This is a genomic window from Streptacidiphilus sp. PB12-B1b, from assembly GCF_014084125.1.
GTDB lineage: Bacteria > Actinomycetota > Actinomycetes > Streptomycetales > Streptomycetaceae > Streptacidiphilus.
In genome coordinates this window covers 4,823,192-4,838,793 of sequence record NZ_CP048405.1, presented here as the reverse complement: position 1 = coordinate 4,838,793, position 15,602 = coordinate 4,823,192, and the positions used below count along the sequence as shown (strand labels likewise).

Below are 15,602 nucleotides of genomic sequence, written 5' to 3'. Positions count from 1 at the left end.
GCGGCCCGGTCGGCCGCCCGGTCCGCGGCCCGGACCGTGTTCCGGCCGCGCTCCCGGCGGGTGACCCGCTCCCCGGCCCGGGCCAGCCTGAACCGGCTGCGGCTGCGGCTGACCGTCGCGTACACCCTGCTCACCGCCGTCGGGCTGGCGGTGCTCTCCACGGTGGCGGTCCGCACCGACGCGCGCTCCTGGCGGGACGTCGAGTTCGACGAGATGCGCCGCCGGGCCGCCGTGGCCGAGTCGCTGATCTACTACGACGACGGCGGGCGCATCCAGCTGGACGGGCTCTACGGGGACGCCGCCACCACCGGCAGCCCGCAGGTGACCGTCCTGCTCCAGCAGCCGATGGACACCCTGGGGGAGGTGTTCGCCAGCCGCCAGCCGGCCTTCCCGGTGTCCGTCGCCCGGCTGTCGGTGGCCGCCCGGTCGGCCATGGCCGAGGACGACACCGTGACCTCGACCGCCCCGGACGACACCGGCCGCGCGGTGTACTACCTGGCGACGCCGTTCTACCAGGACGACACCCAGACCGTGGCCGGGGCGGTGGTCGTGGTGGGCGATCCGCAGCGCGGCGCCGGCTCGTACCACGAGCTGATCGCCGCCCTGGTCGTCGGCTGCGCCGCGCTGACCACGCTGTCCGCGGCCACCGGGCACGTCCTGTCCGGCCGCAGCATGCGCCCGGCCTGGAGCGCGCTGGAGCAGCAGGAGCGGCTGCTGGCCGACGCCGCGCACGAGCTGCGCACCCCGGTCGCGGTGATGCGCGGCGCGGTCGAGGTCGCCGAGCTGGAGCCGTCCAGCCTGACCGAGCACCTGCCGAGGATCCGCCGCGCCTCCGAGCGGATGTCGGACGTCATCGAGAACCTGCTGGCCCGGGGGCGGCTGCAGGCCGGGGCGGACGCCCCGCAGCGCGGGCCGCTGCGGCTGGACCAGCTGGTGGAGGCGGTCTGCGCGGAGCTGCCGCCGGGCGGCCACCGGCTCCGGCTGGACCTGCGCGAGTCGGTGGTCTCGGCCGACGCCGGGCTGGTCCGGCTGGCCGTGCGCAACCTGCTGGACAACGCGCTGCGGCACGGCGCGATGCCCGGCGAGGGCGCGGACGTCACGGTGATGGTGCGCGGCGCGCAGGTGTCGGTGGCCGACCGGGGGCCCGGGATCGCCCCGGACGACCTGGCCACGATCTTCACCCGGTTCCACTCGCTGGGCGGCAGCAGCGGCATCGGGCTGTCGCTGGTGCACTGGGTGGCCACCGCCCACGGCGGCAACGTCGAGGTGCGGGCGCGGGCCGGGGGCGGGGTGCTGTTCACCCTGCGGCTGTCCCGGAGCGGCGCGCGGGGCCGGGGGCAGCGGCGGCGGCCGCGGATGTGACGGCCGCGACCGGCGGGGCGCCGGGCCGGAAGGGAACACCTGAGCCCCGAGGGAACGTCCTCACGTTTTTCTCATGGCCGGTACGGCACGCTGTGGCCCGTTCTGAACCGTTGTTCCCTTCCTCCTCTCTGCTGGAGTGCGCATGCCCAAGCACGCCTTCGCCGCGCGCCGTAAGACGGTGGTGATCACCCTGGCCACCTCGGTCGTCGCCGCCGCCGGCCTCGGGTTCGCAATGACCGACGCCTCCGCGGGCAGCCTGCGGACGAGCGCCGCCGCCCACCCCCGCCCCACGCACGGCCACCACACGCCCACGCCGAAGCCGTCGTCCCCGCGGTCCGGCCGGCCCACCCCCACGCCCACGCCCAGTCGGTCGGTGGCGCCGACGCATTCGGCCACGCCCACGCCCACGGCCGCGCCCACCACCGCGGCGCCGTCCGCCCCGGTCACCGGCGCGCCGGTGGCGGCCACCTCGGTGCCCGCACCGCTGGCCTGCTCCGGCTGCTGGCACCCGGCGGTCAAAACCAGCTGGGACTGGGTGCTGTCGGCGGTGCCCAAGGCGCCGTTCCGCAAGGTCTCGATGTACGACATCGACGGCTTCGACGCCACCGCGGCCACCGTCTCCTCGCTGCACAGCGCCGGGATCAAGGCGGTCTGCTACATCTCCGCCGGAACCTACGAGGACTGGCGTCCGGACGCCTCGCACTTCCCGTCGGCGCTGCTGGGCAGCGGCAACGGCTGGGCCGGGGAGAAGTGGCTGGACATCCGCGACATCCAGAAGAGCGGCAGCGCGCTGCGCTCGATCATGGACAGCCGGCTGGACATGTGCAGCCAGAAGGGCTTCGACATGGTCGAGCTGGACAACATGGACGGCTACACCAACAGCACCGGCTTCCCGCTGACCGCCAAGGACCAGCTGATCTACGACGCCACGCTGGCCAACGACGCGCACGCGCGCGGCATGAGCGTGCTGCAGAAGAACGACGACGCGCAGATCCCGCAGCTGCTGCCGTTCTTCGACGGCGCCCTGAACGAGCAGTGCAACGAGTTCCAGGAGTGCACCACCGCCCAGAACGGCTCCTACGGCTACGACCAGTACGTCGCTGCCGGGAAGCCGGTCTTCCAGGCCGAGTACAACCTGTCGACCTCCGACTTCTGCTCCGCCGACAACGCGGCCGACCTCAACGGCGTGCGGTTCGACCTGGACCTGGACGACAAGACGTACCAGCCCTGCCGCTGACCCCGGTCAGGCCGCGTCGGGCACGGTGAACCGGAACCCGGCGTCGACCAGGCGCGGCAGGTAGTGGCGCAGCGCGGTGACGGTCTGCGAGCGGTCGGCCGGTCCGCCCGGCGCCGGGACGGCCCCGTCGGTGAGGCAGCCGTCGTGGTCCAGCACGATCGACCCGGTGCGGGCGTGGCGCAGCACCCGCTGCGCGATGGCGTCCGCGCCGGGGTTGGCCCAGTCCTCGGGGTCGACCGACCAGGAGACCGGCCGCAGCCCCAGCTCGCCGCAGAGGTCCATGGTGGCGTGGGTGAAGAAGCCGCCGGGCGCGCGGAACAGCGACGGCCGCCCGCCGCAGAGCCGGGCCAGCAGGTCGCCGGTCCGCTCCAGTTCGGTGCGGACCTGAGGCCGGGTCAGCGTCCCGAGGTCGGGGTGGGTCCAGGTGTGGTTGCCCACGGTGTGGCCCTCCTCGACCACCTGGCGCACGGTGTCCGGGTACCGGGCGGCATTCAGGCCGATCATGAAGAACGTCGCGGTGACCCGGTACTGGCGCAGGATCGACAGCACCTCCGGGGTGTAGACCGGGCTCGGCCCGTCGTCGAAGGTCAGCGCCAGCGCCATGGCGCCGGCGTGCACGTAGTACTCGGGCGCGGTCGGCGCCGGGCCGGGCGCGGACGCGGCCCGCGCGGTGGCGTCCGGGTCGGCCGGTCGGCCGTCGCCGGAGACGGCGCGGCCGGACAGGGCTGCCGCGCGCGGCGCGGCGGGAGGCGGCGGTGCGGTGCGACCGGCGGCGGCCGGCCGTGCCGCACCGCCCCGGCTCCCCGGTCCGGAGGTGACGGCCCAGGCTGCTCCGCAGGCGGAGGCCAGGGCGGCGGCCCCGGCGACCAGCAGCGGACGCCGGGCGGGCGCACTCTGATTATCAGTCATTTTCGCAGTATCAGCCGGTCTGTGCCATTCCCGGTCGGGACACGCCCGCACCCCTCCGTCCGGATCCCGAGCTGCGTCCGGCCGTGGTACGGGTGTTCCGACGGGGCACCGGGAACTCCCTACGGCCCCACGGGCCCCATCCGGCAGCCGTGCTCCCGGGAGTCCATTTCGGACGGGCGGATTCCGGCGGACGGTTTCCGGACACTGCGCGCACCGGCAATTCGCCCGGCCTGCCTCCGGCAAATCACCGGCAGCCCTACGGCAACGGGCCTTTCTGGCATCGTTTCCGGCCATTGCGGGAGACGGGCACCCCCGCGGGGGGTGGCACGGTCCCTAGAGTTCTCCCTCAGGCGACCGATGCTATTCGTCAAATGCCTGTTTCCACGTCGGACTCGACCGAGTTCGGACACCCATGGGTATGCACCCCACTGCGCACATGGAGAGGAACGCATGAAGCACACCACGGGCATCCGCGCCGCCGCCGTAGCCACCGCCGTCCTGGCGGCCGGACTGGCGACCGCCGGAACCGCCAACGCAGCCCAGGCCCAGGCCACCCGCCCGGCCACCACCCGGATCACCGGCCAGGAGCAGCTCCGCGCCAGCATCCTGGCGGCGGTCCACTCCGAGGTCGCCGTCTGCGGCCCCGGCGCCAGCTTCGGCGTCCACCCGATGGGCGGCTGGACCCCTCCGATCGTCCCGCCCAGCAGCAGCCTTGGCTGAGCCCGGCAGAACAGCCGCGCAGGACTCCGAACCGGGCGTGTCCTGGTGCCCCAGCGGTCTGCCGGACCGCCCGGAGTCCGTGGTCCTGGGCGTGCGCTCGGGCGAGGACGGCAGTGTCGCGTACCTCGCCGAGCCGGTGCCCGCCGCCGAGGTGATCGGCCTGGTCCCGGAGGGCGTCGAACCCCGGCGCGTGCTGCGGTTCGCCTCGCACTGCGAGGCGGACTGCGTGCAGCGGGTGGGGAGCGAGTGCGGGCTGGTCAACCGGATCGTGGCGCTGCCCGATCCGGCGCCCGGCTCCGGCGTCCCGCGCTGCCACCTGCGCACGCAGTGCAAGTGGTGGCGGCAGAGCGGTGTGGACGCCTGCCGCCGCTGCCCCGCCGTGGTCAGCCTGGTGCGCACCGACGACGACCTGGGCAACCTGGTCGCCGACCCGGCCACCACCCGGGAGCAACTGGAGGCGTGGGTCGCCGCCGCGGACGGCTGAACGCCCCCGGGCCGCCCCGGACCGCATCCGCCACAACAGGTTCCACCTGCACCTCCGCCACCGCGTCGGGCGGTGCTCGTCAGTGACGAGCACCGCCCGACGCTGCGTTTCCGGCCCTGGTCAGAGGCGTGTGACGGCGCGTTAGGCGGACGTTGGGGCGGCGATAGGTGCCCATATGACTCTTGCTCGGGAGCATCCCGACGACAGGTATGGGAGCCCCGCGACCGAGAGGACAGCCATGAAGAAGATCGAGGTCCGCAAGACCGGCGACGTCCGCCTGACCAGCGCCGCGAACCCGCTGTACGGCGTTCTGGCCGCCGGCAGCCACAGCAGCATCAGCATCGTCGTCTGTGGCTGACCTGCTGAAGCGCTGACCGTTTGATGACCCCCCACGGGGCCCGGCCGCTCGCAGCCGGCCCCGTGGGGCAGCCCGTCCCGCACCCGCCCGCACCGCACACGCCCGCACCGCATACGACGATCGAGGTGGACAGTTGCCGACCGTGGCCGACCCGGGACAGGACGCCGCTTTTGACCCCGCGAAGCCCGTCCGGGTGCACCCGCTGACCTATCTGGACGAGGGCGACGAGGTCACGGTGGGCCGCCGCGAGGAGGACACCTACGTCGTCCTGCCCGCCGACGGCGCGGCCCTGCTGCGGCGGCTGGCGGACGGCGACACCCCGGCCGAGGCCGCCGTGTGGTACCAGGCCGCCTACGGCGAGACCGTGGACATGGCCGACTTCGTCGACACCCTGATCGACCTGGGCTTCGTCGCCGGCGCCGAGGACGAGCAGGCGGCGGTGGACGACAGCCCGGTCCGCTGGGCCCGGCTCGGGCGCGCGCTGTTCTCGCCGGTGGGCTGCGTGGTGGCGGTCGCGCTGCTGGTCGCCGCGGTGGTGGAGATGGTCCGGGTGCCCGGCCTCGCCCCGCGCTACACCGACCTGTTCTTCTCCCGGTCGATGGTGCTGGACGGCCTGCTGGTGGCGTTCGGCCAGATCCCGCTGGTGCTGCTGCACGAGACCGCACACGCGCTGGCGGGGCGCCGGCTCGGGCTGCGCTCCCAGCTGTCGATCGGCCGCCGGCTGTACTACGTGGTCTTCCTGACCTCGCTCAACGGCCTGGTCACGGTCGAGCGGCGGAAACGGTTCCTGCCGATGCTGGCCGGGATGATCACCGACCTGCTGGTGGTCGCGGCGTTCACCCTGGCCGCCGACGCCGCCGAGCAGCACGGCCACCTCACCGTGGTCGGCAGGATGCTGCTGGCCCTGGCCTACTTCACCCTGGTCCGGGTGGGCTGGCAGTTCCTGTTCTACCTGGAGACCGACCTCTACTACGTCGTCACCACCGTGCTGGGCTGCACCGACCTGCAGAAGACCGCGCGCCGGATGGCCTACAACCGGCTGGCCCGGCTGGTCGGCCGGCGCACCCCGCGCTACGACGAGTCGCTGTTCCACCCGCGCGACCGGCAGGTGGCCCGCTGGTACTCCTGGCTGCTGGGCGTGGGCTACGCCGCCTCCCTGGGCCTGCTGGTGATGACGCTGGCCCCCACCGTCACGCTGCTGGGCACGGTCTTCGGCCGCTTCGTCCACCCCGGCCGGGCGAGCGCCACCGGGCTGCTCGACAGCTCCGTCTTCGTCGCCTTCATCCTGGCCCAGATCACCCTGCTGCTCTGGCCCTCGTACCGCGCCCGGCGCAGTGCGCGGGCCGTGGGCGCCGCACGCCCCGCGCGGCCCGCCGACAGCGCACCGTCCGCATCGTCCTGAGCGTCCCGATCGGAGATTCATGGCCCCCGTCCGTGCCCACCAGCTTTTCGTCACCCCGGACGGCCGCCGGCCCGACGCCGCCGTCGCCGAGGACGGGGCGCCCCTGCTGCTGCCGCCGGTCAACGCGCACCGGCGGCTGCGCGGGCCCTACACCGCCGCCGGAACGATCCTGCGCGCGGTGGTGCCCGGGGCGCTGGAGCGCCACCCCGAGCTGGTCGCCGCCCATGTCATCGAGATCCTCAGCACCTCGCCGGAGCTGCACCGGGTGGTGCCCGCCACCACCGAGACGCTGACCTCGCTGGCCATCCCCAAGGAGCGCACCCGCTTCTACTCCCGGATGCGCACCCTGCGGATCGCCCACGGCCTCACCGGCTTCCTGCACGACCTGCTGCTGCTGGACGGCGGCGAACCGCGCACCCTGGTGGTGGACCACCTGGACGCGGCCGACCCCACCGACCAGGAGTTCTTCGGCGTCCTGCTGCGCAGGATCCCCGCCGGGCTGCTGGCGGTGTCGGCGGTGGTCGGTCCGGACGCCGCACCGGAGCCGCTGCTGGCCGCCGCGCTGGAGCGCCACACGGTCCGGCGTCCCGCGCCCGACGCCGCCCCGGCCGAGGCCGCTCCCGCCCCGGCCGCGCTGACCGGCGAGGCGTTGACCGCCGCCGCCCGGGCCTATGTCGCCGGCGAGTGCCTGGACGCCGACCCGGCGCTGCGCGCGGCCTACCAGGCGGTCGGCCCGGAGCAGCGGGCGCGGCTGCACGACGAGCGCGCCGCCGAGCTGGAGGCCGCCGCCGAGGGCTCGCTGCGGCTGGGCGCGGTCCCCTTCCACCGGGAGCACGGCAGCGACCCGCTGGGCGCCGGCGTCCCGGCCCTGCTGGCCGCCTCCGACTGGTGCATCGAGAACGGCTTCTACGACGCCACGGTGGACCTCGCCAAGCGCGGCCTGGAGTTGGTCGGCGAGCTGGACGACGACGCCGACGCCGACCCGCTCACCACCTGGTGGCCGCTGACCACCAAGGTGACCATGTCGCTGGCGGCGCTGGACCGCGCCGCCGAGGCCATGGCCATGTACGACGCCGTCCGGGCCCGCACCACCCTGCCCCGGGTGCACATGCACGCCGCGTACGCCACGGCCATGCTCTACACCCGCCACCTGCCCGAGGGGCAGCGCGACCACCGGCTGGCGCTCGGCTGGACGAACATCGCCATCGCCATCGCCTCGCAGCTCCAGGGCGGCGAGGACCAGGCGTTCTCCACCGTCTTCCAGCAGAACGGCCGCGCCCTGGTGGAGGGCCACCTGGGCAACGCCGAGGAGGCCCTGGCGCTGGTCACCGGCGGCCTGGAGCGGCTGGACCGGGAGCTGGGCGAGGGCGAGCACGGGCTGCACCGCTCGGTGCTGCGGCACAACCGGGCCCAGGTGCTCAAGGGCCTCGGCCGACTGGACGAGGCCCGCCAGGACTACGAGAAGGTCATCGCGCTCGACCCCAACTACGCCGAGTACCACTTCGAGTACGCCGGACTGCTGCGCCGCCTCGGCCGCCACGAGCAGGCGCTGCGGGAGTACACCCGGGCCATGGAGCTGACCCCGCCCTTCGTCGAGCTGTACTACAACCGGGGCGACCTGCGCGCGGTCACCGGCGACGTCGACGGCGCGCTGGCCGACTTCGGCTTCGCGCTGGAGCTGGACCCGGAGTACGTGGACGCCTACGTCAACCGGGCTGCCCTGCTGCTGAACCTGGGCGAGCTGGAGGCCGCCGCCCAGGACGTCGCGGCCGGGTTGGCGCTCGCCCCGGACCACGCCCACCTGCGCTGCCAGCAGGCCCGGGTGGACTGGGAGGGCGGCGACCTCAAGGCGGCGCTGGCCGGGCTGGACCGGGCGGTGCTCAGCGCGCCGGAGATGGCCGAGGCGTGGGCGCTGCGGGCGGCCGTCCGCTTCGACTCCGCCGACCTGGAGGGCGCCCTGGCCGACCTGGGCCGCTCGCTGGAGATCGAGGACTCGGCGGTGGTCCGCTACAACCGGGGCTCGGTGTACGAGGCGCTGGGGCAGTGGGCGCAGGCGGCGGACGACTACACCCGGGCCATCGAGGGCGATCCGGCCGACCCCGACGGCTGGCTGCGCCGCGCGGTGTGCCGCACGCGGTTGGGCGACACCGGGGCGGCCCGGGCCGACCTGGAGCACTTCACCGGGATCGCCCCCGAGCGCAGCCAGGAGGCCGAGGCGGTGCAGGCGGGGGAGCCGGTGGGCTGAGCGCGGCCGGTCAGCGGCGCAGGCACATGGAGTGCGTCGGGGGAGATCCGCAGGGTCTTCCCCGGACGCCGCACTCGATCAGCGGATCCCGCGCCCCGGACAGCACCTGGCGGTGCATCTGCTGGAGCTCGGGTCCGGGCTCGATGCCCAGGTCGGTGACGAGCAGCCGGCGCGCGTCCTGGTAGACGGCCAGTGCCTCGGCCTGTCGGCCGCTGCGGCAGAGCGCTGCCATCAACTGGCAGTGGAACCGCTCGCGCAGCGGATAGGCACTGACCAGGGGTCTCAACTCCACGATCAGGTTCGAGTCGTGGTGCAGCATCAGGTCGGCGTCGATGCGCCACTCGACCAGTTGCAGCCACCGCTCGGTGAGCGCCGGCACCCATTCCCGGCGCAGCGCCTCGCAGGGCACGTCGATCAGCGGCACTCCGCGCCACAGCGCCAGCGCCGCCCGCAGCGCGGTCCCGGCCTGGTCCCACTCGCCTGCCTGGACGCTGGCCTGGGAGCGCCAGGCGAGGGCCTCGAATTCCCGCCAGTCCGCTTCGGCGTCGTTGGCGAGTTCCAGCGCATAGCCGGGGGAGCGGGTCATCAGACGGGGCGCGGCCAAACCCATGGACTTTCTCAAGCGGGCCACATAGTTGTGTAATGCGGCGTGCCAGGATTCGGGCGGGGCACCGTCCCAGAGAAGGTCGACCAGTTCGTCGATGGGGACGATGCGGTTGGCGCTGAGAGCCAGTGCGGCCAACAAGATCCGCTGTTTGGGAGCGGTCATCTGACGACGCGTTACTCCGTCGTCCACCAAGAGCTGGCCGAGAACGCCGAAAAGCACAGCACCCCCCAAATCAGGTTCATGCCAACGACTATGGGCCGAATGTATCGCCCGGCGATTCCAAAAAACAGTGTCTCGCCCAGTGAGATTTCCGGTAATCCGGCGCGGATTCGATGTGCCGCCGAATTCGGCGCGGTCATGTCAAATTGCGGAGTTCCGCCGCCGGCTCTCCGGGCTCCCCGACGAAAGCCACCGAGCCGCGGTGCAGGACGTACACCAGATCCGTCGCCAGCCCCGGCGGCAGCCGCTGCTCGGCCAGGACGACGGTCCGCCCCGCCGCGACCGCCGCCGCCAGCGCCGCGTGCACCCGGGCCAGCACCGGCGCGGCCAGTCCGCGCCCCAACTCGTCCAGCAGCAGCAGCCGGTGCGGCCCGGCCAGGGCCACGGCCAGCGCCAGCAGCTGCTGCTCGCCGCCGGAGAGCGTCCCCGCGCGGCGCTCCAGCAGCCGCCGCAGCTCGGGAAAGAGCTCCAGCGCCGCTCCGCGCGCCGGGGGCGCCAGCCGGGACAGGTGCTCCGCCGCCGACAGCGACGGGAAGACCGCCCGCTCGGCCGGGACCAGGGCCATGCCCAACCGCGCCCGGCGAAAGGCGTCCAGGGCGGTGATGTCGCGGCCCGCCGCCGCCCCGCCGAACCAGCGCACCCGCCCGGCGGAGAGCGGCTGCGAGCCGGCCAGCGCGTGCAGGGCGGTGCTGCGCCCGGCGCCGTTGCGGCCCAGCAGCACGGTGATCCGGGCGGACGGGATCCGCAGGTCCACCCCGTGCAGCGCCTCCAGCGGGCCGTAGCGCACCCGGGCCGCGCACAGGGCGATCTCAACGGCCATCGGCGGCGCTCCCCCCGGCGATCCGTCCGTCCGCCATGGTGTGCACCCGGTCGGCGATCCGGTCCACCAGCTCCCGGTCGTGCTCGACCAGCAGCACCGCCAGGCCGTCCCCGGCCAGCGCCGTGAGCAGCACCGCCAGCCGCTCCGCCTGCTCCCGGTCCAGCCCGGCGGCCGGTTCGTCCAGCAGCAGCACACCCGGATCGGCGGCCAGCGCTCGGCCCAGCTCCACCAGCCGCAGCGTGCCGGTGGGCAGCGCGGCGGCCGGGCGGTCGGCCACCCGCTCCAGGCCGAGCAGTCGCAGCGTCCGGGCCACGGCGGCGGCCGACTCCCGGGGCCCGCGGCCGCCCGCCTGCTCCGCGCCCACCCGCAGGTTGTCCAGCACCGACAGCCCGGCGAACACGGCGACCTGCTGGAACGTCCGGGCCAGGCCCAGCCGGGCGCGGGCGTACTCGGGCAGCCCGGTGATGTCCCGCCCGTCCAGCAGCACCCGGCCCGCGTCCGGGCGCAGCGCGCCGCTGAGGCAGCGGAACAGGGTGCTCTTGCCCGCACCGTTGGCGCCGGTCAGCGCCGTGATCAGGCCCGGGGGCACCTCGATGCAGGCGCGGTCGAGCGCGGTCACCCCGCCGAAGCGGCAGACCAGGCCCTGCGCCGAGAGCCGTGAGCGCTGTCGGCTCACTGGAGCCCGCCGTGCTGCCGCGCCCGCCCGGCCGGTCCCCGGCCCGTCCGACCGGCCAGCTCCCGCCCGCGCGGGCTCAGCCGCACCCGCCCGGCCCCGGCGGCCACGGCGGCCCCGGTCGGGCGCGGTCCGTGCGGGGCGGGTCCGCGCTGGGCGGGCAGGCGTCCGCGCAGCAGCGCCAGCACGCCCACCACCGCGGCGGACACCCCCGGCGCGGTGGCCGCGTCCACGGCGGTGAGCGCCACCGCCGCCAGCACCGCCCCGGACGCGCTGCCCGCGCCGAAGACCACCACCGCCGCGAACCACACCAGGCCCAGTACCGGATCGAAGGCGTCCGGGTCGAACGCCTGCGCGCCCAGGCCCAGCAGTCCGCCGCCGAGCGCGGCCAACGCCGCACCGGCGGTGAACGCCAGCAGCTTCAGCCGGGGCACCCGCACCCCGCAGGCGTACGCCGCCGGCTCGTGGTCCCGCATCGCCCCCAGCGCCCTGCCGGTCCGGCCCCGCCGCAGCGCCCGCACCAGCAGCAGCGCCGCCCCCAGCAGCGCCAGCTCCACGCCGTAGAAGAACCGGTCGTCGGCCCAGGCGCCGGTCCGGTCCAGGACCGCCCCGTCCGTCAGATACGGCTGCTGGAAGACCAGTCGGCTCACCGCCGTGCCCAAGGCGAAGGTGGTCAGCGCCAGGGCCAGCCCGCGCCGCCGGATCGCCGGCCGGCCGACCAGCAGCCCCAGCGGCGCGCACACCAGCACCGCCAGCGCCAGCGCCAGCGGTGCGGACAGCACCGGGACGCCGGGCACGGTGCCGCCGCTCAGCGCCCCGGTCAGCAGCGCGCCCAGCCCCGCGTACCCGGCCTGGCCCAGCGAGATCTGGCCGCCGTAGCCGGTGACCACCACGATCGACAGCAGCACCAGCGCCAGCGCCGGGCCTGGCAGCAGCTGCCGCAGGTCGTCCGCGCGCAGCAGCAGCGGGATCAGCAGCAGCACGGCGGCCCCGCCCAGGAACACCGCCCGGGGGACGGCCGCGCGCAGCCGGCCGCCCGGCAGCAGCAGCCCGGACGCGGTCTCCGCCGGGGCCGCCGACCGGCCCGGGATCAGCACCACCACGACCAGGGCCAGGACGAACAGGTTGGCGCTCACCGCCTGCAGCAGCTCCTCCGGCCGTCCGGAGAGGTGCACGGCGGTCAGCTCGCTCTGGCCGATCCCCAGCGCCAGCGCGGCGGCGACCGCCAGCGGCAGGCTGCGCAGGCCCGCCGCCACCGCCACCGCCATGGTCTCCATGACCAGCAGCGGCAGCCCGTACGGGTCCAGCCGCAGGCCCGGGGCCAGCAGCACCCCGGTGAGCCCGGCGGTGAACGCGCCGAAGGCCCAGCCGACGGAGGCGACCTCGTCCGCGTCCATGCCCGCCAGCTCGGCCAGCCGTCGGTTGTCCACCACCGCGCGCACCGTGGTGCCGAACGGCGTCCAGCGGCTGACCGCGCCCACCCCGGCGGTCAGGACCAGCACGATGCCCAGGTCCACCACCGTGTCCAGGGTCAGCCGCAGCCCGCCGGGGGCGACCAGCAGCCGCGCGGGTACCAGGACCGGCGCGTCCCCGCGCGAGGACAGCCCCCACAGCAGCGCCGCCGCGCCGACCAGCAGCACGAACACGGCGACCCCGGCCGCCAGCGTCTCGGCCGTCCCGGCGCCGCGCCGCTGCAACCGCCGGAACACCGCCACGTCCATCAGCACGCCCAGGCCCGGCGCCAGCACCAGCACGCAGGCGGCGATCGCGGCCAGGCGCGGCCAGTGCCACACCACCACCGTCTGCCGCAGCGCATAGGCGGTGACCATGGCCACCGCGCCCTGAGCCAGGTTCAGCACGCCGGTGGCGCGGTAGCAGACCACCAGGCCCACGCCGGAGAGCGCGGCGGCGCTGCCCACCGTGACACCGGCGACCGCGAGGTCCAGCACGAGCGGCGTGGCCATCCGTTCAGGCCTCCGGCGGTTCGCACAGCGGGCAGGGGCGCAGCCCGCGCCCGGCGGCCGAGGCCGGGGTCACCGGCTCGGGATCGCTGCGGCCCTCCAGCAGCACACAGCCGGGCCGGTGGTAGCTGCTGCCGCCGGCCACCGCCAGCAGGCCCCCGGACGCAGGGCCGGGCTCCGGCTCCGGTCCGGCCTCCGGTGCGGCTGCCGCTGCGGCATCGGGCCCGGCTTCGGTGGCTGCTCCTTGGGTTTCGGTCTCCGTCAGCAGGGCGTACAGCGTGTCGATCTGGCGGCGCGACCGCTGCTGCTCCGGGCCGTCCGGCCCGGCGGGGCCGCGCGCTGCGAGCAGCACCAGGCCGCCGGCCAGCAGCGCCGCGCCCGGGGCGGTCGCCGACGCCAGATAGGGGATCTGCCGCGCGGTGTAGCGCTCGCCGGACACCCCGTACCAGCCGAGCCCGCACAGCACCGCCCCTGCCGCGCAACAGATCCACCCGAGGTACGGGCGCAGCGTTCGCAGGACAGCGGCCACCCTTTCGGCTGATTCGCCCGTCATCGGCTCCCCAGAGAAACACGGCTACGGCAGGTAACCACTAGCGTGCAAGATAGCCCATTCTGGACAAATCAGGATGATTAGGGCATGAAACTCAAGTCGGGTGGTGAGGGCTCCATGTTCAACCGCAGATCAGCGCCCCTGGTCGCGCTGGGGGCCGCCGTGCTCCTCGCTGCCTCGGCCTGCAGCAGCAGTGGCAGCAGCAGTACCGGCAGCGCTTCGGCGAGCCCGGTGACGACCACGCCCTCCACCGCGACGCCCTCCACCGCGACCGGCAGCGCCGCGGCCACCGGCACCGCCGCGCCCGCCACCTGCGGCACCGCCGTCGCGCCCACCGTGAGCGGCAGCGGACCGGCCGACCCGGCCACGGCGGGCAAGCAGGTCGCGGCCAACTTCCAGAAGTTCTTCGACCCGGCGACGACCACCGCCGGCAAGCTCGCCCTGCTGCAGAGCGGCGCGCAGTTCGCCCCGCTGGTCCGGGGCTTCGCCGGCAACGCCCTCGCCGGGCGGGCCAGCGCCACCGTGCTCACCGTGGACTTCACCAGCGCCAGTGCCGCCCATGTGACCTTCAACCTGTGCCAGAGCGGCACCCCGGCGCTGCCCGGCGCGGTCGGCATGTCGGTCCTGCAGGGCGGCGTCTGGAAGGTCGCCGACAGCACCCTGTGCAACCTGATCAAGCTCAACAACAGTGGGTCGGCCCTGCCCGGCTGCCCCTGACCCGGGGTGAGACCCTCCCGTCCGCGCCCCGCCGGGGCCGTCCGCGCGGCCCTGGCACTGCTGCTGCTGGCGGCGCTGCCGCTGTCCGGCTGCGGCAGCCGGCTGCCGGAGCGCGACTTCACCGGCGCGCCCGGCGGCACCGGCGCACCCTCGGCGACGGCCGCGCCGATCACGGTCGGCATCGTCGCCTCGCTGAGCAGCATCCTCGGCACCCAGACCTTCAGCGGGCCGCCCTCCGGTGCCCAGGCGTTCTTCCGCGCACTGAACGACGCCGGCGGGCTGGGCGGGCGCCCGGTCAGGGTCGTCGTCTGCGACGACAGCGGTGACGGCGGCGACAACCAGGCGTGCGTGCACCGGCTGATCGGACAGGACCACGTGGTGGCGCTGGTCGCCACCACCGCCATGGACTACGCGGGCGCGCCGTACGTCAGTGCCCAGGGCGTGCCCGACATCGGCGGACAGCCGATCGGCACCGCCTACGACCAGTACCCGCACCTCTACCAGATCTACGGCAGCTCCGAACCGCGCGACGGCAGGGCCGTGGGCTGGAACGGCGTCGAGTACCAGACCACCCAGGTCTACCGCTACTTCGAGCAGCGGCTGGGGCTGCACAGCGCCGCCGTGGTCTCCTACAACCAGTCCGAGTCGGCGAGCTACGCCGCGCAACTCGTCCAGGGCCTCAAGGCCGAGGGCTACCACGTGCTGAACGAGACCGTGGACTTCGCCCTGCCGGACTTCGGCGCGGTCGCCGCCGGAATGAAGGCGGCCGGAACGCAACTGGTGATGGACGCCATGGACACCGGCGGCAATGTGGCCCTGTGCCAGGCCATGGCGGCGGCCGGGGTGTCGGTGGCGGCCAAGGCCACCAACGTGCAGAACTGGACCGCGCAGGCGGGCGCCGACTACCACGGCGTCCCCGGCTGCCTGAACGCGCTGTGGGTCACCTCGAGCAGCCGCTCCTACGAGGACGTCCGCTACCCGGCCGTGGCCGCCTTCCGCGCTGCCATGCAGCGCTACTACCCCTCCCGGGTAGGCCAGTTGTCGCAGTGGGAGCTGGAGGGGTGGGCGGCCGCGCAGTGGTTCGCGGACGCCGCCGCCTCCTGCGGCGCCCGGGTCGACCACGCCTGCCTGGACCGCTTCATGCTGCGCCCGCAGCCCTACGACGCGCACGGGCTGCTGATCCCCACGGACTTCGTGGTCAAGCCGCCGCCGACCGGCCCGCAGCACGCCTGCCTCAACGTGGCCCGCTGGCAGGGCCGGGGCTGGGCCACCCAGGTGCCCGACATGGACACCAACTGCTACGACGTCCCCGCCCTGCCGTACCGCCCCTAGAACAGA

General features: G+C 74.7%; 14 protein-coding genes. 8 read left to right on the top strand and 6 right to left on the bottom strand.

All coding sequences use genetic code 11. The features are described 5' to 3' along the window. The first annotated feature begins 60 nt into the window (after positions 1 to 60). A complete protein-coding gene (locus tag GXW83_RS21405; protein WP_225447158.1) occupies positions 61 to 1,362 on the top strand; it encodes a sensor histidine kinase KdpD in 1,302 nt (433 codons plus the stop codon). Between the two features lie 142 nt (positions 1,363 to 1,504). After that, complete coding sequence (locus GXW83_RS21400; RefSeq protein ID WP_225447157.1) at positions 1,505 to 2,599, top strand: endo alpha-1,4 polygalactosaminidase; 1,095 nt, start codon at positions 1,505 to 1,507, stop codon at positions 2,597 to 2,599. A gap of 6 nt (positions 2,600 to 2,605) precedes the next feature. Here GXW83_RS21400 and GXW83_RS21395 read toward each other — a convergent pair whose 3' ends face one another. Continuing rightward, complete coding sequence (locus GXW83_RS21395; RefSeq protein WP_182444624.1) at positions 2,606 to 3,508, bottom strand: polysaccharide deacetylase family protein; 903 nt, start codon at positions 3,506 to 3,508, stop codon at positions 2,606 to 2,608. A gap of 450 nt (positions 3,509 to 3,958) precedes the next feature. Between GXW83_RS21395 and GXW83_RS21390 the strand changes: the two genes are divergently transcribed. From GXW83_RS21390 to GXW83_RS21375, 4 genes are all read left to right on the top strand, one after another. Further along, positions 3,959 to 4,228, top strand: coding sequence for a hypothetical protein (locus GXW83_RS21390; RefSeq protein ID WP_182444623.1), 270 nt, complete (start codon positions 3,959 to 3,961; stop codon positions 4,226 to 4,228). Continuing rightward, entirely contained in the window at positions 4,221 to 4,712 is a 492-nt protein-coding gene (locus tag GXW83_RS21385; RefSeq protein ID WP_225447156.1) for a hypothetical protein, read from the top strand. Before GXW83_RS21390 ends, GXW83_RS21385 begins: the two co-directional genes overlap by 8 nt. Before the next feature lie 500 nt (positions 4,713 to 5,212). Continuing rightward, positions 5,213 to 6,472: a hypothetical protein gene (locus GXW83_RS21380; RefSeq protein WP_182444622.1), complete on the top strand. Its 1,260-nt coding sequence runs from the start codon at positions 5,213 to 5,215 to the stop codon at positions 6,470 to 6,472. Between the two features lie 19 nt (positions 6,473 to 6,491). Continuing rightward, positions 6,492 to 8,717, top strand: coding sequence for a tetratricopeptide repeat protein (locus GXW83_RS21375; RefSeq protein ID WP_182444621.1), 2,226 nt, complete (start codon positions 6,492 to 6,494; stop codon positions 8,715 to 8,717). A 10-nt stretch (positions 8,718 to 8,727) separates the two neighbouring features. Here GXW83_RS21375 and GXW83_RS21370 read toward each other — a convergent pair whose 3' ends face one another. The 5 genes from GXW83_RS21370 to GXW83_RS21350 all read right to left on the bottom strand — a co-directional run bounded on the left by GXW83_RS21370 (position 8,728) and on the right by GXW83_RS21350 (position 13,550). Next, positions 8,728 to 9,486: an AfsR/SARP family transcriptional regulator gene (locus GXW83_RS21370; protein WP_182444620.1), complete on the bottom strand. Its 759-nt coding sequence runs from the start codon at positions 9,484 to 9,486 to the stop codon at positions 8,728 to 8,730. A 193-nt stretch (positions 9,487 to 9,679) separates the two neighbouring features. Beyond that, positions 9,680 to 10,363 (bottom strand): ATP-binding cassette domain-containing protein, encoded by a 684-nt coding sequence (locus GXW83_RS21365; RefSeq protein ID WP_182444619.1) that lies wholly within the window; start codon positions 10,361 to 10,363, stop codon positions 9,680 to 9,682. Further along, positions 10,353 to 11,039: an ABC transporter ATP-binding protein gene (locus tag GXW83_RS21360; protein WP_182444618.1), complete on the bottom strand. Its 687-nt coding sequence runs from the start codon at positions 11,037 to 11,039 to the stop codon at positions 10,353 to 10,355. Before GXW83_RS21360 ends, GXW83_RS21365 begins: the two co-directional genes overlap by 11 nt. Further along, positions 11,036 to 13,000, bottom strand: coding sequence for an ABC transporter permease (locus tag GXW83_RS21355; RefSeq protein ID WP_182444617.1), 1,965 nt, complete (start codon positions 12,998 to 13,000; stop codon positions 11,036 to 11,038). The genes GXW83_RS21360 and GXW83_RS21355 overlap by 4 nt, the downstream gene beginning before the upstream one ends. Before the next feature lie 4 nt (positions 13,001 to 13,004). Then, the gene (locus GXW83_RS21350; protein ID WP_182444616.1) at positions 13,005 to 13,550 is read right to left on the bottom strand and encodes a hypothetical protein; all 546 of its coding nucleotides are present in this window, start codon (positions 13,548 to 13,550) and stop codon (positions 13,005 to 13,007) included. Positions 13,551 to 13,634: 84 nt separating this feature from the next. Between GXW83_RS21350 and GXW83_RS21345 the strand changes: the two genes are divergently transcribed. Both GXW83_RS21345 and GXW83_RS21340 read left to right on the top strand, forming a co-directional pair. Further along, positions 13,635 to 14,264 carry a hypothetical protein gene (locus tag GXW83_RS21345; protein WP_182444615.1) on the top strand — a complete coding sequence of 210 codons (630 nt, stop codon included), beginning with the start codon at positions 13,635 to 13,637 and terminating at the stop codon, positions 14,262 to 14,264. A gap of 6 nt (positions 14,265 to 14,270) precedes the next feature. Further along, on the top strand, positions 14,271 to 15,596 hold the full coding sequence (locus tag GXW83_RS21340) for an ABC transporter substrate-binding protein (RefSeq protein WP_182444614.1): 1,326 nt from the start codon (positions 14,271 to 14,273) through the stop codon (positions 15,594 to 15,596). Positions 15,597 to 15,602: the final 6 nt, after the last annotated feature.